Raw genomic sequence first — 22,647 nt, 5'->3', positions numbered from 1 at the left:
AGGGCGAGCGGGCCACTCCAGACGATGCTGCCGACGATCGACTGCGCGCTCGGAGGCAGAGCGTCGTACGAGGTCTGGATGGGTTCCGGAAGGCCCTGGGCGGCAGCGGACGGCGCGACGGCGGTCGCTCCACCGACTGCGAGCAGTGTGGCAGCCGAGACAGCGGCCACCCTGCGACGCAGGCCGTGTCGCCTGCGGGCGCTCTGCGCGGATCCGGAGCGTGTCGTGCGAACGGCAGATGCAGGTTCGCCGTACATGATGTTCCTCTCGTCTGAAAGATTCAGAAGTCAGGTGCGGAACGCGGCGCCCCGCACGTCCCCCATCATTGCGCGTCACCTCTGCCCGTCGGCACCCCCACCCCTCCCGACGCCCTTGAAATATACCCCCTAGGGGTATATCGTCGGAATCGGACGAACGGCAGGACCACACGGGCCCCGCGCACGCCACACAACACGGAAGGATCACCACCATGGCCACGAAGAACTACACCGTCACCGGCATGAGCTGCGGACACTGCAAGGCGGCTGTCGAGAAGGAGGTCGGCACCATCGAGGGCGTCACCGCTGTCGAGGCCACCCCGGCCACCGGCGCCGTCGTCGTCACCGGCGAAGGCTTCACCGACGAGCAGGTCGCCGCCGCCGTCGACGAAGCCGGCTACGACATCGTCAAGTAACACCCCACAAAGGACTGACCAGCAATGACACAGCAGGTAGGGACCACCCCTCCGGTCGACCCGGTCAACCCGGTCGACCCGGTCAACCTTGTGCAGCTCGACCTCGGCGTCACCGGGATGACCTGCACCTCCTGCTCCGCCCGCATCGAGCGCAAGCTCAACCGGATGGACGGGGTGGACGCCACCGTCAACTTCGCAACCGAATCCGCCAAGGTGGACTACGACCCGTCGAAGACCGACCCCGATGCGGTCATCCAGACGGTCCGGAACACCGGCTACGACGCCTTCACCATGGCCGACAGCTCAGCCGATGAGAGCGACACAGACACGGACAACGTAGGCGCGGCGTCCTCCCCGAAGAGTGGCCCACAGACCGGCCAGGCCAAGGTGGACGCCGCCCGCGACGCCGAGGCCGCCGACCTGCTCCACCGCACGATCCTCTCGGCGATCCTCGCCTTCCCCGTCGTGCTGATCAGCATGGTCCCCGCCCTCCAGTTCGACAACTGGCAGTGGGCCGCCCTGACCCTGATCTCCCCGGTCTACTTCTGGGGCGGCGCCCCGTTCCACCGCGCCACGCTGGTCAACCTGCGGCACGTCTCCTTCACGATGGACACGCTGGTGTCCCTCGGCACGACCGCCGCCTACCTGTGGAGCCTGTGGGCACTCTTCCTCGGCAACGCCGGTATGACTGGCATGACGATGGAGATGCACCTCTTCCCCGCCGTCGATTCCGGTGCCCATAGCGGCATGGACGAGATCTACCTCGAGTCCGTCGGCGTGGTCATCGTCTTCCTGCTGCTCGGACGTTGGTTCGAGACCCGGGCGAAGGGACGCTCTTCCGAGGCACTGCGCGCCCTGCTCGACATGGGTGCGAAGGACGCCGCGGTGCTCCGCGACGGCGCGGAGATCCGCGTCCCCGTGAACCAGGTGAAGGTCGGCGACATCGTGGTGGTGCGTCCCGGCGAGAAGATCGCCGCCGACGGTGAGGTCACCGACGGCACCTCGGCAGTCGACGAATCCATGCTCACCGGCGAATCGGTGCCGGTCGAGGTCACCGTCGGGTCGAAGGTCACCGGTGCGACAGTGAACACTTCGGGGCGCCTGCTCGTGAATGTGACCCGCACCGGTGAAGACTCCACCCTGGCGCAGATGGCGAAGCTCGTCTCCGACGCGCAGGCCACCAAGGCCCCGGTGCAGCGTCTGGTCGACAGGATCTCGCAGGTCTTCGTGCCGGTCGTGATGGTCATCGCGGTCCTCACGCTCATTACCCACCTCATCGTCGAGGGCGATGTCACCAACGCCTTCACCGCCGCCGTCGCCGTGCTCATCATCGCCTGCCCGTGCGCACTGGGCCTGGCCACGCCGACCGCACTGCTCGTCGGTACCGGTCGCGGCGCCCAGCTCGGGCTGCTCATCAAGGGGCCGGAGGTGCTGGAATCCACCCGGCGTGTCGACACGGTCGTCATGGACAAGACCGGCACCGTCACCACGGGCGTCATGGCGGTCACCGGGGTCACGGGTCCCGACGAGACCCTGCGCCTTGCAGCCGCAGTGGAGTCCGGCTCCGAGCACCCGATCGCGAAGGCGATCGTCACCGTCGCGGCAGAGCAGGGCGAGATCCCTGAGGTCACCGACTTCGCGTCCACCGCAGGTCACGGCGTCACCGGAACCGTGGAAGGACGCACTGTCGAGGTCGGGCGCCCGGCGTCCGCCGACGATCTGCCGGCTGAGCTGCGTGAGGCCTTCACCGGCGCGCAGGACGACGGTGCCACCCCGGTGCTCGTCACCGTCGACGGTGAGCCGGCCGGTGTCGTCACCGTGCGGGACACCGTGAAGGAGGACTCGGCCGACGCCGTCGCCGCCTTCCGCGATCTGGGTCTGACCCCGTACCTGCTCACCGGCGACAATGCCGGTGCGGCGAAGGTCGTCGCCGCCGAGGTCGGCATCGACCCGGACAATGTCATCGCCGGGGTGCGCCCGGAGCAGAAGGTCCAGAAGATCTCCTCGCTGCAGGACGCCGGCAGGAATGTGGCCATGGTCGGTGACGGTGTCAATGACGCCGCCGCGCTGGCCAAGGCCGACCTGGGCCTGGCGATGGGTGCGGGCACGGATGTGGCGATCGAGGCCAGTGACATCACCCTGATGAACAACGACCTGCGCTCCGCGGTGGACGCCGTCCGGCTGTCACGGCGTACGCTGCGCACCATCCACGGGAACCTGTTCTGGGCCTTCGCCTACAACGTGGCCCTCATCCCGGTCGCGGCGTTCGGACTGCTGAACCCGATGCTCGCCGGTGTGGCGATGGCGTTCTCCTCGGTATTCGTGGTCTCGAACTCGCTGCGGCTGCGCGGTTTCCGCTCGAGCCGTTCCTGATCGACGACGAGAGTAATGGATAAGGGGTTATCCGTTCTCTCCGACTTTCCGGCCGGGCTCCGTGCCAGGCTCCGGAAGTGTTACCGGTTCCGACTGGTAACACTTTTCGCGACCTGGGACAATGTCACTTTACGGACCACCGGCGTGGTAACACTTTTCAGGGCCGGTCCAGTGTCCTCGCCGAACGGGCAGGGACGCCGGAGCGCCTAGGCCTCGGTGGGCGACAGGGACGCGGCCTCCGAGGCCTCCGACGACCCAGCGAACGGGTAGTCCGTGTACCCGTGCTCCCCACCGACGTAGAAGGTGGGCTGGTCGGGCGTGTTGAGCTCCAGACCCTCCTGCCACCGGCGGACGAGGTCCGGGTTGGCGATGAGCTCACGGCCGACGACGACGGCGTCCGCCAGATCGTCCTCGACGATGTGCCGCGCCTCCGGCAGCTCCGTGACGCGTCCGAAACCACTGTTGAGCAGGAAGGCGCCGCCGAAGCGCTCGCGCAGGTGCGCGACCAGGTCACCGTCGATGTCGGCGTGCAGCACCGAGAGGTAGGCGATCTCGGGCAGGCCGTCGATGAGGGCGCCGTAGGTCGCCAGGACATCGGCCCGGTCGTCCTCCGGCACCCCCTGGACGCCGTGCTCCGGGGAGATGCGCAGCGCAGTCCGCTGCGCACCGATCTCCTCGGCGACGGCCCGCACCACCTCGACGGTCAGTCGGGCCCGGTTCTCCGGGGACCCGCCGTAGACGTCGGTCCGGTGGTTGGAGGATGCCGCGGTGAACTCGTGCAGCAGATAACCGTTCGCACCGTGGATCTCCACGCCGTCCACTCCGGCATCGACCGCCCGCCGCGCACCGGCGACGAACTCCGCGATGATCCGCGGGATCTCCTCAAGGCCCAGTTCACGGGGCACCACACCGTCGAGCTTGCCGGAGAAGCCGCGGACCGGCGCACCGGTACCCAGCGCACTGGGCGCCTCGGGTTCACCGCCGCGCAGGAGGTCGGGGTGGCTGGTACGGCCGCCGTGCATGATCTGCATGACGAGGGTCCCGCCGGCGGCGTGCACCGCCTCTGCGACCGTGGCCCAGCCGGCGGCCTGCCCGTCAGTCGCGATCCCGGCCTGTCCCGGGAAGGCCCGGTTACTGAACGCGGGGAAGGTCCCCTCGGTCACGACGAGGCCGGCGGAGGCCCGCTGGCTGTAGTACGTCGCGTGAAGGTCGGTGGGGACACCGTCCTCTCCGGCGCGTTGCCGGGTGAGTGCGGCCATGGTGACGCGGTTGTCCAGTTGCAGTGCTCCCGCATTCAGCGGGTCGAAGAGAGATGTCATTCCCCGTCCAACCCGGCGACGGCCGGCGGCATTCCCGGCCTACTCCGGGACCCCGTCCCTCGGCCGGAGTCACTCCGCCGGGGAAGGCACCATGGACAACGGGGAGATGTTCCCGCGGGTGGAGTTGAGGATGAAGCTCGCGGTCCCGGGCAGATAGCGGTCGTCGGAGCATTCCACCGGCGTCCCGGCGCGGGTGAAGGCCCGCCGTCGGACCCGGAGCAGCGGCGACCCCTCGGCCACACCGAGCAGTTCGGCGTCGCCGGGGTCCGCACCGACCGCGTCGATGGTACGGGTGACGTGGTCGATGTCCACACCCGAATCCAGCAGCCGCTGGTAGATCGACCCGGAGTCCGTGTCAAAGGTGAGCAGGTGCACGCCCACATCCAGCGGATAGTTTAGTCGCTCGACCATGGCGGGGTCACCGTCCTTCAACCTCAGCCGGAACACCGAGACCACCGCGTCCCCCACCGCGATCTCCAATCCGGCGGCCAGGGAGGCGTCCGCCGGGTGACGGGAGACACTCCGGGTGTCCTGCCCCGGGACGAACCCACACTGCCGGCACCACTGGGTGTAGGAGATGACGCCGTCGAAGGACTGCGCCGGGACGGTGTCCAGCACGGTGGTGCGACGCCCCTGACCCGAGGAGAGCAGCCCCTCGGCCCGCAGGGTGGCGATAGCCTGCCGGACCGGCCCCCGGGAGGATCCGAACCGGGCACAGAGGTCCGACTCGGTGGGCAGGGCGTCCCCGGTGGCGAATTCCCCGCCCGAGATCGCGGCGCGCAGGTAGTCGGCGATCTCCTGGTGCTGCTGGCGGGTGGTGGTCATGGCCAGGTCACTCCTTCATCGGGTGCGTCGTACAGGGTCGCCTGTGCCGTCCGTGCTGGCCGGTTGTTCCGGTTGTTCCTGTTGCCCTTGGTCGTCCTTGCTGTCCATACAGGCTAGCGCAGTTCACCACTTCCCGCGGGCGTCCAGCCGACCCGACCATGACGGGAGCATGAACTTCCCGTGAATCTCGCGGCAAATGTATATACAAGTGTTGCGGACCTCGGAGGCGCGTGGTGGCATGGGTCCATGCACAGCACAGCACCCCGCACCGACCTCATCGTCGTCGGTTCCGGCATCCTCGGTCTCGCCACCGCGTGGCACGCCCACCGTGACGGACGCACCGTCCGCGTCATCGACAGCGCCGACCGGCCGGTCGGGTCCTCCATCCAGAACTTCGGCCACGCCTGCTTCACCGGCCAGGCCGACATCGTCCAGCCGGTCGCCGCCAGATCCCGCGCCAGTTGGCTCGCCGCCGCCGCGGACGCCGGCTTCTGGATCGCCGAATCCGGCACCACCATCCCCGCCGTCACGGAGACCGAGGCGGACATCCTGCGCGAGTTCGCCGCCCACCGCGGCACCGACCAGGTCACCCTGCTGACCGGGGATGCCGTCGCGGTCGCCCTCGGCAACCCCGACCTCGACACCGTCGCCGGTGCGGTCCTTCCACAGGACGCCCGGGTCAACCCGCGGGAGGTCGCCCCCGCCCTCGCCCGGTGGCTGGCCGGGCAGGGCGTGGAGTTCACCTGGAACACCCAGGTCACCGAGGTCGCCGACGGGACCGTGGTCACCAACCGGGGAGACTTCCACGCCGGGCGAGTTGTCGTCTGTCCCGGCTACCGGCTCGCCGCCCTCTTCCCCGACCTCGCCGAGAAGCGGCAGGTCAGGGTCTGCTCGCTGGCGATGTCCCTGGTGGACCGCCCGGCCGGGGTCCCCGCCGACCTGGCGATGCTCTCCGGCACCTCCCTGGCCCGCTACGACGGCTTCGCCGCGATGCCCTCAGCCCCCGCCCTGCGCGAGGAACTGGCCGTCCGAGAACCCGGCCTCGTCGACTGCGTCGCCAACCTCATGGCCACCGGCACTGCCGACCACCTGTTCATCGGCGACAGCCACGCCTACTCATTGAGCCCGGAGCCCTTCATCGACGAGGACATCGCCGGCCTCCTGCTGGACCGGGCATCCGATCTGCTGGGCCTCGGCACCCCGCGCGTCCGACAGCGCTGGCTGGGCCGCTACGCCGACAGTCCCGACACCAACCTCGTACTGGAGCACCCGGACGAGCACACGACCGTCCTCGTGGTCACCTCCGGTATCGGCATGACACTGTCCTTCGGCGTCGCCGAGCTCGCACTCGCCGGAGAGTCCCTCTCCGGTTTCTGAACGACCGCCATCCGTCCTCCCGGCGACACTTCGGTGAACTCTTCATTCTTGTATAGACAGGCTGTTCGCCGCCGCCGACAATAGATGCCGGAACCCCGGTCATCCGGACACCCCGACCCCCACCCGAAAGGTCCCCGACTGCCATGCTCCGCCACACCCGCGCCGCAGCCGCTGCGCTCCTCACCGCCGCCACCGTGCCCGCCCTCGCCGCCTGCGGGGGTTCTTCCGATGACGCCGACGGGGCGATCACCTTCGCCGCCGTGCCCGCGGAATCCTCCTCCTCCGTGAACAGTGACTACGCGAACCTCGTCGCCCTCCTGGAGAAGGAGACCGGCCGGACCGTGGAGTTCCAGAACGCCTCCGACTACGCCGCCGTCATCGAGGGTCAGCGCGCCCGGCCAGATCGACATCGCCTCCTACGGCCCCTTCTCCTACGTCATCGCCAAGGACTCCGGCATCGACCTCACACCCGTGGCGTCCCCCACCCACGACGAGAACGAGGCCCCCGCCTACCAGGCACTCGCCTACACCCGCGCCGGCTCCGACATCAAAGGCCTCGAGGATCTCAAGGGCAAGACCGTCTGCCTGGTCGACGCCGCCTCCACCTCCGGCTACCTCGTGCCGATGAAGGGCCTGAAGGACGCCGGCCTCACCCTCGACGAGGACGTCACCGGCAAGCTCACCGGCGGCCACGACGCCTCCCTCCTCGCCCTGAGGAACGGCGAGTGCGACGCCGCCTTCGCCCATGACACCATGCTCTCCACCCTCGAGTCCGGCGGGCAGGTGAAGGAGGGCGAACTGACTCCGGTCTGGACCTCCGACCCGATCACCGAGGACCCGATCGCCGTGAACCACGTCAGCCTCGACGACGACGTGATCGCCACGATCACCGAGGCCCTGCAGACCAAGGCCAACAAGCCCGCCCTGGTCGCCGAGGGAATCTGCGACTCGGAGGAGGAGTGCACCCTCCCCGAGGAGATCGAGTGGGGCTACCGCCCGGTCACCGACGCCGACTTCGACTCCATCCGTGAGATCTGTGCCGGCACCGACGCCGACGCCTGCAAGAACATCGGATAACGGACGCCACCAGAGGACATCACAGTGAACACCACGCCTGAACTCCAGCGCGAGATCGACGGCATCTACGCCGTCCAGCTCGACAACGTCATCCGCCAGTACACTCCCACCGTCCGCGGTCTCGACGACGTCACCGTCGGTGTCCGTACCGGCGAGATCACCACCCTGCTCGGGCTCTCCGGCTCCGGCAAATCCACCCTGCTCCGGCACGTCAACGGCACCGAGACCCTGGACGCCGGCAGCATCCGCGTCCTCGGCTCCGACCTCGCCGACCTCGACTGCAAGGGGCTGCGCGCCCTGCGCCGCGACGTCGGCGTCATCTCCCAGCACTTCAACCTCATCGGCCCGATGTCCGTGCTGGAGAACGTCTGCACCGGACGCCTCGGCTCGCTGCGCGGCCCCCGCATCAGCCTGATGATGTACCCGAAGCAGATCCGCCGGGAGGCCCTGGCCAACCTGGAGCGTGTCGGCCTCGCCGACCGCGCCTTCCAGCGCGCCGACACCCTCTCCGGCGGCCAGCAGCAGCGCGTGGCCATCGCCCGCGCCCTCATGCAGAAGCCGCGCATCATGCTCGCCGATGAGCCGGTCGCCTCCCTCGACCCGGTCTCCGCGGAATCGGTGATGACGCTGCTGCGGGAGATCTGTGTCGAGGACAACCTCACCGTCCTGTGCTCCCTGCACCAGGTCCAGCTCGCCATCGACTTCTCCGACCGGATCATCGGTCTGCGTGCCGGCCGGCTCGTCCTCGACCGGCACACCGGCGGACTGCAGGCCGAGGAGGCGGAGAAGATCTACTCCGCGGTCACCCCGGCGGCGGTGCCGGAGGAGGTCGTCCGGTGACGCTCACCGCCCCGCGCCCCGCCGACGCCCTCCCCGAACTCCCGCCGCGCCCGGCGCCGCGTCCCTCGAACGTGGCCGGCGGTGTGGCCATGGTCCTGCTGCTGGTCGCCGGCCTGTGGTCGGTCAGCTCACTGGGCATCAACCTGGCGACGATCGCACAGTCCCTCGACAACGCGGTGACCTTCGTGCGGCGGATGTTCCCGCTGGACTTCCCGCCGTTCGGGGAGACCGCCAGCCTGCTCGCCGAGACCCTCGCCGTCGTCTTCCTCGCCACCGCCCTGTCGGTACTGCTCTCGGTGCCGGTGGCGCTCGCCGCGGCGTCCTCCACCACCCGGGGGAAGGTCTCACGCAGCACCGCCCGGACCATCATCGTCCTGGCCCGTGCCGTCCCGGACATCGTGCTGGCGATCTTCTTCCTCCGCGTCTTCGGCCTCGGCGCGGCGGCCGGTGTGCTCGCCATGGGCATCCACTCGGTGGGCATGATCGGCAAGCTCTACGCCGACGCCCTGGAGGAGCTCGACGACGGCCCCCGGCAGTCCGTCGAGGCCGCCGGCGGCACCCGTGGCCAGCAGTTCCTCGCCGCTCTGCCGCAGCCTCTGCTGCCCCAGCTCATCGCCACCGCCCTGCACCGCTTCGACATCAACCTGCGCACCTCGGTGCTGCTGGGCTACGTCGGGGTCGGCGGGATCGGCCTGGCCATCGCGGACGCCCTGCGTTCCCTCGACTACCAGCGGGGCATGGCCCTCGCCCTGATCGTGCTGCTGGCCTGTGTGGTCCTGGAGCTCATCTCCGGCGCTGCCCGTGCCGCCCTGCTCGGCCGCACCGGTGGCAGCGCCGGCCGGACCTCCTGGGCCGACCGGCTGTGGCGTTCCAGTGCCGCCTCCGACATGCCGCAGAACGCCACGAGGACACAGAAGGCACAGCAGGCACAGCAGGCACAGCAGGACGCCGCAGAGGGCGCCCCTGAGCGGCTCACCCCGCCGTGGACCGCCGACCGGATCCGCCGGTTCACCAGCATCGCCGTGGTCCTCGTCATCACCGTCGCGGCTGTCCGGCAGGTCGACATCTCCGCGTCCTCGCTGTGGAACGGCCTGCTGAACCTGCCGGACACCCTCGCCCTGTTCTTCCCGCCGTCCTCCGGTGGGGCGATGGACGCCATGCTCACCGAACTCGGCGTCACCGTGAAGATCGCCCTGGCCGCCACGGTGCTCGGTGCGATCCCGGCGCTGCCGCTGGGCATCCTTGCGGCGTCCAATGTGACGACCAACCGGGCGGTGCGTACGGTCGCCCGCGTCCTCATCGTCGTCTTCCGCGGCATCCCCGAGCTGATCCTGGCGATCATCTTCGTCGTCATCTCCGGACTCGGCGCGGTGGCCGGCACCCTGGCGCTGGCCGTCGGCGCCCTCGGCCTGCTCTCGAAGCTCGTCGCGGACTCCCTCGAGGAGACCGACACCGACGTGCAGGACGCCGTGCGGGCCACCGGCGCGACCGGCACCCAGGTCTTCCTCGGTGCGACGCTGCGCCAGGCGGCACCGGCCATCGTCGCGCACACCATGTACCTGTTGGACACCAATATCCGCTCCGCCACCCTGCTGGGCGTCGTCGGCGCCGGCGGCATCGGCTTCCTGCTGCTCAATGCGGCCCGGGTCAACCAGTTCGATGTCGTCACGATGATCCTCCTGCTCATGGTCGCGGTCGTCCTCGCCGTCGAGGTGCTGTCCCTGTGGCTGCGCCGGATCGTCCGCTGACCCCGTCCCCTGTTCCTCTGTCCCTGTTTCCTGAAAGGATCTTCCCCGTGATCTCCACTACACCCCTGACCAGCGTCCCCGCCCTCGCCGTCTTCGACATGGCCGGTACCACGATCGACGACCGCGACGAGGTGTACCGCGTCCTGCGGGAGGCGACCGAACGGGCCGGCGCCGTCTACTCCGATGAGGAGTTCCAGCGCTGGATGGGCACCGAGAAGCACTGGGCCATCGAAAACCTGCTGCGTATCGGCGGTGTCGGGACCGAGGAGGAGACCGTCGAGGAGGCCTGGACCTGGTTCCGCGCCGAGCTCGCCGACACCTACACGCAGCACCCCCCGGTGCCGCTGCCCGGTGTGGAGGACGCCCTGCGCATCCTGCACGACCGCGGCATCCGGACCGCACTGACCACGGGGTTCTCCCGTGAGATCACCGACCTCATCCTAGGCACCCTGGGTTGGGTGGACAACGGGCTCATCGACGCCACCGCCGCCGGTGACGAGGTCCCCGCCGGACGCCCCGAGCCCCACCTCATCCGGGCGGTCATGGCGAAGGTCGGGGTCTCCGACCCGGACGCCGTGGTCAGTGTCGGCGACACCGCCTCCGACGTCCGGTCGGCGCAGGCCGCCAGGGTCACCTCCGTCGGTGTGCTCACCGGGCACCTCACCGACGCGGACTTCACGGATGAGGGCGTGGACCTGGTCCTGGATTCCGTGGCCGACCTGCCCGGCCTGATTCCCACGGCCGGCACGGGTGCCCACGCGTGACTGATACCGCGACGGCCACGGTGTGGCGGGGCGGCACCCGGTTCGAGCGGGTCAGCGTCCCGTTGCCGACCCCCGGACCAGGTGAGACCCTGGTGCGGGTCCGGGCGGCGACGGTGTGCGGCTCCGACCGGCACAGCGTCCTCGGCCGACGCCCCGCCGCCTGCCCCTCCGTCCTCGGCCACGAGGGCACCGCGACAGTGGTGGCGACGGACGGCGGGACCACCGTCGACGGCACCCCGCTGACCCCCGGTGACCGGGTGGTCTTCGGCGTCACCGCCTCCTGCGGGGAGTGCGCGACCTGCCGCCGGGGCCTCACCGCCAAATGTGAGCGGGTCCGCAAGGTCGGCCATGAGTCCTTCGACGGCGACTGGCCGCTCTCCGGCACCTGGTCGACCCACCTGCTGCTCCCGGCCGGTCTGGCCGTGGTGACCGTGCCGGACGACCTGCCGGACGACCGGGCCGCCACCGCCGGCTGTGCGGTCGCGACAGTCATGGCGATGCTGGAGAAGGCCGGTCCGCTGGCCGGACGCAGCGTCCTCGTCAACGGTGTCGGCATGCTCGGGATCACGGCGGTGGCCGCCGCCCGGTATGCCGGTGCGGCCGAGGTCATCGCGGTCGACCCGGCGGACACGGCCCGGGAACTGGCCCTCACCGCGGGCGCTGACCGGGCGCTGCGCCCCGGGGAGGACGCCGGTACTTTCACCGGTTCCGCAATCAGAGCCGCAATCGGTGCCGTGGATGTCTCCCTGGAACTCTCCGGCGCACCGGCAGGGGTGCGGACCTGCGTCGATGCCCTGGCGACGGGTGGCACCGCCGTACTGGCCGGCAGCGTGAGCCCCGCCGGGACGGTGAATCTGGATCCGGAGCGCCTGGTCCGGGGGTGGAACACCGTCACCGGGGTGCACAACTACGAACTCCGGCACCTCGCCCGCGCCGTGGACCTGCTGGTGGACCTGGACGCTGCCCCGCACCCGACCCTGCCCTGGGAACGGATGCTCTCAGCACCGCGGCGGCTGGACGGTCTGGACGGGACGGACTCTCTCGGCGCGGTGTTCACCGGCCCATCCGACGGCACGCTGCGCACCGTGCTGCTGCCCTGAACCGGAAAGCAGGGCCACACCCCGGCTGCGTAGACTGCCACTCAGGACGCCAGACCCCCGATGGCCTGGTCGGCAATCTGTTCCGCCAGGTCACGGATCTCCGCGGCGTCCTGGTTCTCGCGGACGCGGAACCACATCGCGGTGCTGTTGAGGCTGCTCAGCAGGAACCGGGTGGCCAGCCGGGCGTCCCCGTCGCACAGTGATCCGTCCGCCATCCCGTCGGTGACGACGCCACGGAACAGTCCTTCGTAGCGGGTGCGGACCTCGTTGAGCTCGATGAGAGCCTGACGCTGGTGCTCCTTGAGCGCGGTGGAGCGGCCGGCGATGACGCCCTGGGAGATGACGTCGTGGTAGCCGAGATCGGTCATGAGGTTCACCAGGTGCCCGACCGACATGGCGGTGAGCCGGTCCCGTCCGGTGCCGGGCCCCTCGGAAAGCGGCTGGACGGAGCGGAAGGCCCCGTTCATCCCCGCCTCGTAGACGGCGAGGTAGATGTCGAACTTGGAGCGGAAGTAGTAGTAGATCCGCCCCTTGGTCGCGCCGATCCGGTCGGCGATATCGTCCACGGTGGTCCGTTCGAACCCCTGGGACTGGAAGACCACGGCCGCGGCGTCGAGGATCTGCGCCCGTGCCGTGTCACGGACGCCGGGAGTTCCTGCTCCGTCAGCCATGGACGGGACTCTACAGCTCGAAGAGCCCGGCCGCGCCCATTCCGCCACCGATGCACATGGTGATGACGACGTAGCGAGAACCGCGGCGACGCCCCTCCAGAAGGGCGTGACCGACCATGCGGGCGCCGCTCATACCGTAGGGGTGACCGATGGAGATCGCACCGCCGTTGACGTTGAACTTCTCCGGGTCGATGCCGAGGGTGTCGCGGCAGTACAGCGTCTGGGAGGCGAAGGCCTCGTTGAGCTCCCACAGGTCGATGTCGTCGATGGTGAGACCGTGCTGCTCCAGCAGCTTCGGGATGGCGAAGACCGGGCCGATACCCATCTCGTCGGGCTCACAGCCGGCGACGGCGATGCCGCGGTAGGTGCCCAACGGCTCGAGACCGCGGCGGGCGGCCTCCTCCTTCTCCATGAGGACGACGGCGGCGGCACCGTCGGAGAGCTGCGAGGCGTTACCGGCGGAGATCGTCGCGGCGTGGCCGTCGGAGTCCGGCAGGACAGCCTTGAGCTTGGCCAGCCCCTCCGCGGTGGTCGAAGGGCGGTTGCCCTCGTCGAGGGTCAGGGTGACCTTCTGCTCGACCGGCTGACCGTCCTCACCGGCGACAAGCTTGATGGCGGTGAAAGGGACGATTTCGTCGTCGAAGTAACCGGCCTCCTGGGCGGCGGCGGTACGACGCTGGGACTCCAGGGCGTAGGCGTCCTGCTGCTCGCGGGTGACGCCGTAACGCTCGGCGACGATTTCCGCGGTGTTGAGCATCGGCATGTAGATGTCGTGGCCGTTCTCCCTGAGCCACGGGTCGGCGGCACGGAAGGTGTTCTTGTGCTCGTTCTGCACCAGGGAGATGGACTCCACACCGCCGCCGACGGCGATCTGCAGGCCGTCGGTGATGATCTCCTTGGCGGCGGTGGCGATCGCCATGAGTCCGGAGGCGCACTGGCGGTCGACGCTCATGCCCGGCACAGTGACCGGGAGCCCGGCGCGCAGCGTCGCCTGACGTGCGACGTTCGTGCCGGTGCTGCCCTCCTGCATCGCACAGCCGAGAATGACCTCCTCGACCTCCGCGCCGGAGATGCCGGCACGCTCGACCGCGGCGGCGATGGCGTGGGCGGCGAGTTCCTGGCCCTGGGTGTCATTGAAGGCGCCACGGTAGGCGCGGCCGATGGGGGTGCGGGCGGTGGAGACGATGACTGCTTCGCGCATGGGTGTTCTCTGTTCCTTCTTCTGGTTCTCGCTGTTAGTTCTCGTCGTACATGGCGACAGACATGGTCGAGGTGAGACCGCCGTCGAGGGGGATCGTGGTGCCGGTGATGTAGGAACTGCCCGGGGACAGCAGGAAGGTCACCAGGGAGGTGACGTCCTCGGGCCGGCCGATGCGTCCCAGCGGGTTGGCTTTGTTGACCTCCTCGCCGCGCCCGTCGAGCACCCAGGCCATCATGCGGGTCGGGAAGGGACCTGGTGCCACGGCGTTGACCAGTATTTTCGGGGCCAGGGAGGACGCCATGACCTTTGTGAGGTGATGGACCGCCGCCTTGGACGCCGCGTAGGAGAAGTTGTCGTAGTTCGGGACGGCGAGGCCGTCGATGGACCCGATGTTGATGATGCGGGCCGGGTCGAGACCGGCGTCCGCCCGGGCGTCCAGCAGCGGACGCAGCAGCTGGGACAACCGGAACGGTGCCTTGACGTTCGCGCCGAGGACCTTGTCCCAGGCGTCCGGCGGGAACTCGTCGAAGGACGCACCCCAGGTCGCCCCGGCGTTGTTGACCAGGCCGTCGAGATGACCACCGAGCCGTTCGGTGTAGCCGCGGACCGCGTCGGCGAGCGTCTGACACCCCTCCTCGGTCGAGATGTCCGCGGCGATGGCGTGGACCTCGCCGGCGGTATCGAGGGCGGCGAGTTCCTTCCCCACCTCGGCGGCGGCATCGGGTCGCCGGGTCGAGATGAGGACATTCGCGCCGGCCCGGAGCAGGCCCTCGGCGAGCCAGCGTCCGATGCCGCGGGCACCGCCGGTGATGAGGACGGTGCGCCCGGAGATGTCGAATGCGGAGGGTGTACCGGTCATGCCTCCTCCCCTGCGGCGATGGCGGCACGCACGTAGCGGTCGGTCTGGTCGAAGGCCGATCCGAGGTGGCGGTGCTCGCTGAGATCGGAGATCCGCTCCCAGTTCGCGGCGATGTCCTCGGCGGTGGCGTCCGCGCCGAGTGCGACGGGGTTGGCCTCGACCATCTGGGAGACGGCGAAGACGCCGGCACCGGCGCCGAGGATGACGCCCGTGGGCGCGTCCGGGGAGACGAGGAACTCGGCGGCGGGAGCCACGGTCTCCGGGCCGAGGAGCTCGGCGGCGTCCTCGGCGATGAGGCCGTCGGTCATCTGGGTGGCGGCGGTCGGGGCGAGCGAGTTGACGCGGATGCCCTTCTTCGCGCCTTCGATGGCCAGCACATTCATCAGGCCGACCAGTGCGGACTTCGCCGCACCGTAGTTGGCCTGGCCGAAGTTGCCGTAGATGCCGGAGGCGGAGGTGGTCATGAGGATGCGGCCGTAGCCCTGCTCGACCATGTACGGCCAGGCGGCCCTGGTGCAGTTCACCGAGCCGGTGAGGTGGACGGCGATGACCTTGTCGAAGTCAGCCAGGTCCATCTTCGCGAAGGACTTGTCACGGAGGATGCCGGCGTTGTTGATGAGGATGTCGATGCGTCCCCAACGGGAGACGGTGTCGTCGATCAGCGCGGCGGCGGCAGCACGGTCGGAGATGTCGGTGGAGTCTGCGACGGCCTCCCCACCGGCGGCGGTGATCTCGTCGACGACGCCCTGTGCGTTGCCGAGGTCGTTGACGACGATCTTCACACCGCGGGACGCCAGGGCGAGTGCGTGTGCCCGGCCGAGTCCGCCGCCGGCTCCGGTGATGACCGCGACCTGGCCGGCGACCTGGCCGGCGAACTGTGCGGTGTCTGCGGTGTCTGCGATGTCTGCGGTGCCTGCGGTGCCTGCCATGGTGGGAAGTCCTTTCCTGCGCGACTGCGCGGCTGTGATTCCGGGGTGATCGTGGTTCCTACCAGCAATACTTGTGAGTATTATGTGATATGAATCCTAGTTCAGTCAAGGTGTGGCATGGAGAACTCCGGCCTACGGAGGGTCAGTCCGTCAGCGAGTTCCCCACCGGCACCGAGCCACAGGTGGACGGGGCCGGCTGCCCGGCGAAGCGGGCATTGACCCACGGCACCATCTGTGTGGCCCAGTACGGCCCGGCGTAGGTGTGGCCGATCGGCGGATACTCCTCGTACTGCACCGTCGTGCCGACGTCGCAGTAGTACTGCGCCATCGCCCGGGTGTCGCCGAGCAGCATGACGCCGTCACCGTCGCCGAGGGTGGGGTGCACCGGCGTCTTCTGCTGGTCTGCCCCTCCCCCTGCCTGGGCGATGTACTGCGGGAACGACGGCACCGGTGCCAGACCCATGTTCGACTCGTCGAGGACACGACGCACCGGCGGGACATCGTCCGGGGTGGGATACTCCGGCTTGAAGAGCTCCTCCCACCGCAGGTGGGCGTAGGCGTCCTGCGCATCGTCGATCTTCACCCCACGCATCCGCTCGATGACCTCCTTACCCAGGTCGGTGAGGTACGGGCTGAGATCGTCACCGTAGGCGTCCGCCATGCCGGTCAGTGCCATACCGACCACGCCGGACCACTTCGCACCCTCACCGGCGTAGGCGAGATTGTGCTCGGGACGCACCATCACCCCACCCTGGGCGACGCCGACGATGTTCTGCGCGATATCGGGGGCGTAGTCGTCGGCGATGATCGCCGACCAGCCGGAACCGATGGAGCCACCGGAGTAACCGGTCAGTGCGGTCGGCGAATCGGCGGCGACCTCCGCAGCCGGGGTGTCACGGGCGGCGCGCAGGCCGTCGAGGATGATGTGGCCGTACTCTTCACCGACCGCGAAGATGCCGCGTTCGCCCTGGATATCCGGCATGACCACGGTGTGCCCGGCAGCAAGCAGCGGGGTGACGAACGCCGCCTCGGCATAGTCGAGCATCCCGGACTGTGCCCCACGGGCCAGGACGCGGGAAGGCCCGTCCTCGGGATTCATCGAGTCGTAGAAGCTGGCGTACATGACCGTGTCCCCGGTGCGCGGCACCCCGGCAGGCGGCTGGAGGACACTGGTCACCGCCACCGTGGGCTCCCCGGTGACGGTCGTGGTGCGGTACTGGATCTGGGTCATGGTGACCGGCGTGCTGCCGAGATTGTTGATCTTAGCGGGGACGCTGCGCTGCTTCAGCGGCGTCCCCGGTGCCAGGGACGCGAGATCGGTGTCCGTGGTGTCCGGCAGGGCGAAGAACCCGGCGTCCCCGGGGACTGTCGCGATCTCAGTGGCACCTGCAGTCGCCGCTGTGCCCGCCTCCTCAGCACCGGCGACGGGGGCCGCCACCACCGCCGTTCCCAGGCCGAGAGCCGGGACCAGGAGTGCGGCGCACGCCCTCCGCCGCAGGGAATGCACCGTGGAATGAGGATTCATGACAAGAACTGTATCCCTGTCCAACCTAGGTTGCTGCCGGTTCCGGCTTTCCCACTCTTTCCACCCTCAATTTCCGGATCCGGTCGGCGGCGACCTGTGCCGGTCTGTTGTGCCGGGCTACTGCGCGTGGTTCGCGGCGTCCAGCAGCTGCTGCAGTTGTCCGGTGCTCACCTGTCCCGCGGAGAAGCCGACCAGCCGGTCGAGCGGGATGCTGCCCATCATTACGTCGAGGTCGACACCGAGTGCTTCTCCGCCACCCTCATCGCCACCGGTGAGTGCACCCATGGCGTCGCCCAACGCCTGTGCGACCACCGGGCTCGCCATCGCCTCGCCGAGCGTGGAGTTCAGCGTCAGCGGGACACGCACCTCCTCACCCTCCAGTTCCACCTCGGTGGAACCGCGCAGGTCACGACTACTCGCACCGACGGCGACGACGTAGCGTCCCGGTTCCAGCACCATCTGTCCGGTGCGGGTGTCGCGGTACTCCAGGTCGCGGCGGTCGATGTGGATCTCCAGCTCGGCACGCTCACCGGGGTCCAGGGTCACCGACCCGAATCCGCCGAGGGCCTGCGGGACGCGCTGCACCGTGGACTCCGGCACCGCCACATACGCCTGGACGACCTCGCGGCCACGGCGGGAACCGGTGTTCGTCACTCCGACGATGACGGTGATGCCCTCGCCGTCGTCGTCAGGCTGGGCGAAGATCCCGTCGTAGGCGAAGGTGGTGTAGCTCAGCCCGTGGCCGAAGGGGAAGGCGACGGAAAGTTCGCGGGCGTCGTACCAGCGGTAGCCGACGTGCAGTCCCTCGGCGTAGCGGACATGCCCGTGCTCACCCGGGAAGTCCAGGTAGGCGGGGGTGTCCTGCAGGCGCAGCGGGATGGTCTCGGTGAGCTTGCCCGAGGGGTTGACCCGCCCGGAGAGCACCTCGGCGACCGCCGCACCACCGGCCTGACCGGAGAGGTTGGCGTCGACGATCGCGCCGGCGTACTTCCGCACCTGACGTAGATCGAGGACGCCACCATGGGACAACACCACCACGACTCGGTCCTGGACCGCCCGGACCGCACGCAGCAGGTTGATCTGCTCGGTGGGCAGGGTCAGACCGGTGCGGTCGAAGCCCTCGGACTCCTGCTCGGCGGCCAGTCCCAGGAAGACCAGTGCGACGTCAGCGTTGGCGGCGTCCTCCACGGCCTCGGCGAGGAGCGAGGGGTTCACCCCGGCACCGTCGGTGGTGAATCCGGCGGCGAAGGTGACGGGGGTCTGCCAGGTCTCGCGGATGGCTTCGAGCGGGGAGGTCAGCCTGGTGGGATTCACGTGGGAACTGCCGCCGCCCTGGTAGCGGGGCGCATCGGCGAAGGCACCGATGACGGCTACGGAGCCGGTGACCCCGGATTCGGCGATCGGCAGCAGGTGACGACCGTCGACTTCCTCGTTGCTCAGCAGCACGACCGAGGACGCCGCGGCCTCGCGGGCCAGGTCATGGTGGGCCTCGACCGCGGCATCATCGAAGGACGCAGTGGAATCGTGGGCGTCATGCAGCCGGTTCGCCAGGTCGGCGACGCGCTGTGCGGCAGTGGTGGCTGCGTTCTCCCCGAGATCACCGTCGTGCACGGCGGCGACGACCTCCGTGTCGCCGGCCCCACCGTCGTAGGGCATCTGCAGGTCAAGGCCGGCCCGTACTGCGTCGACGCGACCACCGACTGCTCCCCAGTCGGAGACGACGGCGCCGGTGAAGCCCCACTCGGTGCGCAGGATGTCGGTGAGCAGTTCCCGGTTGTGCCGGACAGGTACCCCGTTGACCGCGTTGTAGGAGCACATGACGGTGGCGGGAGCGGCGTCCTCCACCACGCGGCGGAAGCCGCGGAGATAGAGCTCGTGGAGCGGGCGCTCGTCGACGTCGGAGCTCGACCGCATCCGGTCGGCCTCCTGGTTGTTCAGCGCGAAGTGCTTGAGCGACGCACCGACGCCGCGACCCTGCAGTCCGTTGACCCAGGCGGCGCCGAGGACGCCGGACAGGTGCGGGTCCTCGGAGTAGTACTCGAAGTTCCGGCCACCGAGCGGGGAGCGCTTGATGTTGATGCCGGGTCCGAGGACGACCTGCACGTCCGCCGCCTGTGCCTCATCGGCGATGGCGGCGCCGACACGGGAGACGAGGTCCGGGTCCCAGCTCTGGCCGAGGCAGGCCGCCGGTGGGAAGCAGGTGGCAGGTACCGAGCCGGAGATGCCGAGGTGGTCGTTGGCGCCCTCCTGCTTTCGCAGGCCGTGGGGCCCGTCGGTCATGGTGATCGACGGGACGCCCGGTGCCTCCTTGGTGGTCCAGAAGTCGGCGCCGGAGCCGAGACCGGCCCGCTCGTCGAGGCTGAGGGTGGAGAGGTCGGTGGATGTGGTGCTCGAGTCACTCATGACCCCTTTGTACGCGAAACTGTCACCCCTCGGCGGTGGTTGGCGTCATCTGGTCGGGCGGGCGATCAGAGGCCGGTCAGGCAGGCGCTCAGGCGGCGGCGTCCTGCGCTTCCGGCTCTTCCTGTCCTATGAGCCGTAGCCCGGTGAAGACCTCGCGGTCCTCCTGGTCGAAGAGGCGGAGCGTGTCGCGTACCATGCCCGCCGAGCAGCAGCGACCGATCACGGCGGCCCGGTCAAGAACGGTGCCCGGGAGCTGCAGGAAGAAGACCGAGATACGGTCCCCGTCGGTCTCGACGATCGCTGCACCGCTGTCGCAGAGACTGCTCCGGCACTCACTCCACCAGTGCCCGTCGAGGCCGGGGCCGATACAGTGCCCGCACCCGCAGGTCATGTCATTCGCCCCGGGGGTGACCGGCAGATCCGCGCCTTCCCGGCTGATCTCGGCATAGCCGGTGGCGGTGACGAGGATGCCGGGCTGCAACGCCACGACCCTCGTGACACGGGGCAACGGGCGCCCCGGTCGGGCCGGTTCGGCCTCCACCAGATCGCCACAGACCAATGGGACGCCGAAGCAGATGTTGTCGAGCATCCGGAGGGCGTGCCCGGGGCGTCCCCGTGTGGCGTTCCGGATCCCCGGCGGTGCCGTATCCAGCTCAGTCTGCGGGATCGGGTGGCCCCACACCATCTCCGACCAGGTGACGGTGCCGAGGCCGGGGAAGGCGTCGCGCATACGGATCTCGATCTTGTCGTGCGTGTCCATGAGGTTCTCCTTGATGTCTGTTGGACAGGTGGGGGAAAGGTAACAGGCAGAGTGGACGGGTAGTGCGGAAACTCGACCACGGATCGAACACATGTTCCATATAAGTCAACGGCAGTAAGGGCACCGGGACGATCCTGCCGCGCTGGATCTACGAACTCGGCGGAGCACCCGTCCCCGACCACGCCACCGACGCCCCGGCAGCCTGCCGGTCCCGCCCCAGCCGCTTCGCCTGCCCGTACTCCACCAGCCCGTCATGAGGCCCCGAAATGATCATCACCGGGGCAGTCTGCAGCGGCGATCCCGGCCCCGCAGTGGGAGCACCGAGTCGAGCTCCGCGGCCAACTCCTGGTAGCTGGCCGCCAGCCCGTCGGCGGGGCGGAGGCGTAGGACCCGGCGACCTGCAGCTCAGGAGCACAGGTCCCGACCTGCTCCGCAGCAGCCGCCGAGGCCCCACCGTCCTGCGAATACCCGTAGAACCCGACTGCACCGAAGCCTTCCCCGGCGTCCTCCACGAGGGAGCGGACGGCACGGGCGGCGAAGACGAGATCGTAGAGACCTTCGAGGTTCGAGTTGCGCCCTGAGGTCAGCAGGTCCGGCTGCCCGTCCAACCGCCGGTTACGTGAAGGCGCGCACTGGTCACCGTGGCCGGGACGGAAGAACCCCACTGGCCGGTACTGACCGGGTTATACGGTGTGCCGACCGGCGTGCTTCATGTCCCATGCCGCGCACGCTACCGGGCTCGGACCGACCATGTCCGCAGCACGCAGCGTGGGGCTGTTCTGACACCCCCTCAACCGACCTCCGGCTGCGTGATGCCGACATCCTGCAGACGTCCACGCCGGTCGTGGGCCCGGCAGTGGACCTCAGTACCGCCGCGCGTACCCCAGCCCCACCAGCGACAGCAGCACCGTGATCACCGAGAACACCGTCGTCGAGCCGACCAGGCCCATCGGCACGGTGAGGAACCCCGCCAGCATCGCCGGCACCGCCAGCGCCAGGTATCCGATGATGAAGTAGGAGGTCGTCACCGCCGTCCGCTCCTCCGGCTCCACCCGCGAGGTCATCGCCCGCATGCCGGTCATGAAGCTCAGCCCCTGGCCCACACCACCGAACACCGAGGCCACCAGCAGCAGCGCCAGGGAATCCACCGCCAGCGCGATGATCACCACCAGGGCGCACACCACCAGCAGCACCAGGCCGAGCACCATGAGCACCCGGTCACGCAGCGACCGCAGCACGATCTGCGCAACTGCCGAGGCGATGAACAGCGCCGCAGTGACCGAGGCGATCGTCGCCGTCGACGAGATCCCCAGCTCATGGCTCATGAAGTTCGGCGCCAGTGAGGAGAACACACCGCACACCGTGTAACCGGCGATCACGCCCGGGACGGACGCCACGAACAGTCCGCGGACCGACGCCGGCACACCCGGCACCTGCAGCCGGGGCAGCCACCCGCCGAACCGCCCTCGCTCTGCCCGGGCAGGACGCACCACCCGGTCCCGCACCACGGGCAGCAGCAGTGCCGCGACCGCCAGCATCACCGCATGGGCCACGAAAGGCCAGGTCAGCGGATCATCGACCAGGTCAGCGACACACCCGGCCACCAGCACACCCAGTCCCAGGCCACCGATGTTCGCCGCTGTCGCCACCGCCGCAGCCAGGGTGGCGCGTCCGGCCGGTGCGTTCTCCATCACAGTCACCGTGCCGGTGCCGGTGAAGATCCCGGCGGCGAGACCCGAGAGCACACGTCCGACGTACATGAGGACCAGCCCGGCGACGGACCCGCCCGTGGCATCCACCCCGGATCCGTCCGTGGGAAGCCCGGCGACCAGGAAGAGCACCGCGGAGACCACGGACAGCACGAGCGCCAGGGCCAGGACCGGCCGGCGGCCGAGGGTGTCGGAGAGACGTCCGAAGATGACGAGCCCGGCGACCACACCGACGGCGTAGACGGCGAAGAGCACGGTCGTCGCCGCAGAGCCGAAGCCGAAGGCGGCGGACATCGTCGGGTAGAGCGGCGTGGGCATCGTCGTGCCCATCATCACGACAGCGAAGATGTACGCCGCGGCGACCAGTGAGCGGCCGGTCGCAGTCCCGGTGGCGGGCGTTGTGGCGGGCGTTGTGGCGGGCGTTGTGGCGGGGGAGGCGGTGACGGCGTTCACAGGGGCCACTCTACGACGCGCCGCAGGTGAGTGGCGGTCAC

17 protein-coding genes and 2 pseudogenes are annotated in these 22,647 nt (G+C 69.3%); 8 read left to right on the top strand and 11 right to left on the bottom strand.

The features are described from left to right. The first annotated feature begins 469 nt into the window (after positions 1–469). Both ACZ9GM_RS13170 and ACZ9GM_RS13165 read left to right on the top strand, forming a co-directional pair. Positions 470–673, top strand: coding sequence for a heavy-metal-associated domain-containing protein (locus ACZ9GM_RS13170; RefSeq protein ID WP_066585109.1), 204 nt, complete (start codon positions 470–472; stop codon positions 671–673). 24 nt (positions 674–697) lie between these two features. Then, positions 698–3,046 carry a heavy metal translocating P-type ATPase gene (locus tag ACZ9GM_RS13165; protein ID WP_476038097.1) on the top strand — a complete coding sequence of 783 codons (2,349 nt, stop codon included), beginning with the start codon at positions 698–700 and terminating at the stop codon, positions 3,044–3,046. A 206-nt stretch (positions 3,047–3,252) separates the two neighbouring features. Here ACZ9GM_RS13165 and ACZ9GM_RS13160 read toward each other — a convergent pair whose 3' ends face one another. Further along, a complete protein-coding gene (locus ACZ9GM_RS13160; protein ID WP_291473931.1) occupies positions 3,253–4,365 on the bottom strand; it encodes an alkene reductase in 1,113 nt (370 codons plus the stop codon). A 69-nt stretch (positions 4,366–4,434) separates the two neighbouring features. Further along, a complete protein-coding gene (locus tag ACZ9GM_RS13155; protein ID WP_476038096.1) occupies positions 4,435–5,190 on the bottom strand; it encodes a GntR family transcriptional regulator in 756 nt (251 codons plus the stop codon). A gap of 246 nt (positions 5,191–5,436) precedes the next feature. On the opposite strand from ACZ9GM_RS13155, the gene ACZ9GM_RS13150 reads away from it, so the two are divergent. The 6 genes and pseudogenes from ACZ9GM_RS13150 (at position 5,437) to ACZ9GM_RS13125 (ending at position 12,096) form a co-directional block, all read left to right on the top strand. Then, positions 5,437–6,567 carry a TIGR03364 family FAD-dependent oxidoreductase gene (locus tag ACZ9GM_RS13150; RefSeq protein ID WP_291473933.1) on the top strand — a complete coding sequence of 377 codons (1,131 nt, stop codon included), beginning with the start codon at positions 5,437–5,439 and terminating at the stop codon, positions 6,565–6,567. Positions 6,568–6,710: 143 nt separating this feature from the next. Beyond that, positions 6,711–7,644, top strand: a pseudogene (locus ACZ9GM_RS13145) (phosphate/phosphite/phosphonate ABC transporter substrate-binding protein). An 18-nt stretch (positions 7,645–7,662) separates the two neighbouring features. Next, positions 7,663–8,484 (top strand): phosphonate ABC transporter ATP-binding protein, encoded by an 822-nt coding sequence (phnC, locus tag ACZ9GM_RS13140; protein WP_476038365.1) that lies wholly within the window; start codon positions 7,663–7,665, stop codon positions 8,482–8,484. An 89-nt stretch (positions 8,485–8,573) separates the two neighbouring features. Further along, complete coding sequence (gene phnE / locus ACZ9GM_RS13135; RefSeq protein ID WP_476038364.1) at positions 8,574–10,232, top strand: phosphonate ABC transporter, permease protein PhnE; 1,659 nt, start codon at positions 8,574–8,576, stop codon at positions 10,230–10,232. 47 nt (positions 10,233–10,279) lie between these two features. Continuing rightward, positions 10,280–10,996, top strand: a complete 717-nt coding sequence (locus ACZ9GM_RS13130; protein ID WP_476038095.1) for a phosphonatase-like hydrolase — start codon at positions 10,280–10,282, stop codon at positions 10,994–10,996. Then, positions 10,993–12,096, top strand: a complete 1,104-nt coding sequence (locus tag ACZ9GM_RS13125) for a zinc-binding dehydrogenase (RefSeq protein WP_476038094.1) — start codon at positions 10,993–10,995, stop codon at positions 12,094–12,096. Before ACZ9GM_RS13130 ends, ACZ9GM_RS13125 begins: the two co-directional genes overlap by 4 nt. 41 nt (positions 12,097–12,137) lie before the next feature. Here ACZ9GM_RS13125 and ACZ9GM_RS13120 read toward each other — a convergent pair whose 3' ends face one another. The 9 genes and pseudogenes from ACZ9GM_RS13120 to ACZ9GM_RS13080 form a co-directional block, all read right to left on the bottom strand. After that, the gene (locus tag ACZ9GM_RS13120) at positions 12,138–12,767 is read right to left on the bottom strand and encodes a TetR family transcriptional regulator (RefSeq protein ID WP_476038093.1); all 630 of its coding nucleotides are present in this window, start codon (positions 12,765–12,767) and stop codon (positions 12,138–12,140) included. Between the two features lie 10 nt (positions 12,768–12,777). Then, positions 12,778–13,968, bottom strand: a complete 1,191-nt coding sequence (locus ACZ9GM_RS13115) for an acetyl-CoA C-acyltransferase (protein ID WP_291473938.1) — start codon at positions 13,966–13,968, stop codon at positions 12,778–12,780. Positions 13,969–14,002: 34 nt separating this feature from the next. Continuing rightward, entirely contained in the window at positions 14,003–14,827 is an 825-nt protein-coding gene (locus ACZ9GM_RS13110) for an SDR family oxidoreductase (protein WP_291473939.1), read from the bottom strand. Then, positions 14,824–15,756 (bottom strand): SDR family NAD(P)-dependent oxidoreductase, encoded by a 933-nt coding sequence (locus ACZ9GM_RS13105; RefSeq protein WP_476038092.1) that lies wholly within the window; start codon positions 15,754–15,756, stop codon positions 14,824–14,826. Before ACZ9GM_RS13105 ends, ACZ9GM_RS13110 begins: the two co-directional genes overlap by 4 nt. Before the next feature lie 142 nt (positions 15,757–15,898). Beyond that, a complete protein-coding gene (locus ACZ9GM_RS13100) occupies positions 15,899–17,281 on the bottom strand; it encodes a lipase family protein (RefSeq protein WP_291473941.1) in 1,383 nt (460 codons plus the stop codon). A 117-nt stretch (positions 17,282–17,398) separates the two neighbouring features. Then, entirely contained in the window at positions 17,399–19,684 is a 2,286-nt protein-coding gene (locus ACZ9GM_RS13095) for a glycoside hydrolase family 3 C-terminal domain-containing protein (RefSeq protein ID WP_476038091.1), read from the bottom strand. Positions 19,685–19,772: 88 nt separating this feature from the next. Further along, complete coding sequence (locus ACZ9GM_RS13090; RefSeq protein ID WP_476038090.1) at positions 19,773–20,444, bottom strand: hypothetical protein; 672 nt, start codon at positions 20,442–20,444, stop codon at positions 19,773–19,775. A gap of 365 nt (positions 20,445–20,809) precedes the next feature. Next, positions 20,810–21,091: pseudogene (locus ACZ9GM_RS13085) on the bottom strand (lipase family protein); the annotation flags it as partial. Positions 21,092–21,307: 216 nt separating this feature from the next. Next, positions 21,308–22,606 (bottom strand): MFS transporter, encoded by a 1,299-nt coding sequence (locus ACZ9GM_RS13080; RefSeq protein WP_476038089.1) that lies wholly within the window; start codon positions 22,604–22,606, stop codon positions 21,308–21,310. Positions 22,607–22,647 lie beyond the last annotated feature (41 nt).

Source organism: Corynebacterium sp. UD i78 (assembly GCF_056280545.1).
This window is presented reverse-complemented; position numbering and strand designations above follow the sequence as displayed.

Coding starts and splice junctions, on each gene's coding strand:
- ACZ9GM_RS13165 (WP_476038097.1), top strand. CDS start 698: ATGACACAGCAGGTAGGGACCACCCCTCCGGTCGACCCGGTCAACCCG.
- ACZ9GM_RS13095 (WP_476038091.1), bottom strand. CDS start 19,684: ATGAGTGACTCGAGCACCACATCCACCGACCTCTCCACCCTCAGCCTC.
- ACZ9GM_RS13155 (WP_476038096.1), bottom strand. CDS start 5,190: ATGACCACCACCCGCCAGCAGCACCAGGAGATCGCCGACTACCTGCGC.
- ACZ9GM_RS13105 (WP_476038092.1), bottom strand. CDS start 15,756: ATGGCAGGCACCGCAGGCACCGCAGACATCGCAGACACCGCAGACACC.
- ACZ9GM_RS13090 (WP_476038090.1), bottom strand. CDS start 20,444: ATGGACACGCACGACAAGATCGAGATCCGTATGCGCGACGCCTTCCCC.
- ACZ9GM_RS13160 (WP_291473931.1), bottom strand. CDS start 4,365: ATGACATCTCTCTTCGACCCGCTGAATGCGGGAGCACTGCAACTGGAC.
- ACZ9GM_RS13120 (WP_476038093.1), bottom strand. CDS start 12,767: ATGGCTGACGGAGCAGGAACTCCCGGCGTCCGTGACACGGCACGGGCG.
- ACZ9GM_RS13100 (WP_291473941.1), bottom strand. CDS start 17,281: ATGAATCCTCATTCCACGGTGCATTCCCTGCGGCGGAGGGCGTGCGCC.
- ACZ9GM_RS13110 (WP_291473939.1), bottom strand. CDS start 14,827: ATGACCGGTACACCCTCCGCATTCGACATCTCCGGGCGCACCGTCCTC.
- ACZ9GM_RS13150 (WP_291473933.1), top strand. CDS start 5,437: ATGCACAGCACAGCACCCCGCACCGACCTCATCGTCGTCGGTTCCGGC.
- phnE (WP_476038364.1), top strand. CDS start 8,574: ATGGTCCTGCTGCTGGTCGCCGGCCTGTGGTCGGTCAGCTCACTGGGC.
- ACZ9GM_RS13115 (WP_291473938.1), bottom strand. CDS start 13,968: ATGCGCGAAGCAGTCATCGTCTCCACCGCCCGCACCCCCATCGGCCGC.
- ACZ9GM_RS13170 (WP_066585109.1), top strand. CDS start 470: ATGGCCACGAAGAACTACACCGTCACCGGCATGAGCTGCGGACACTGC.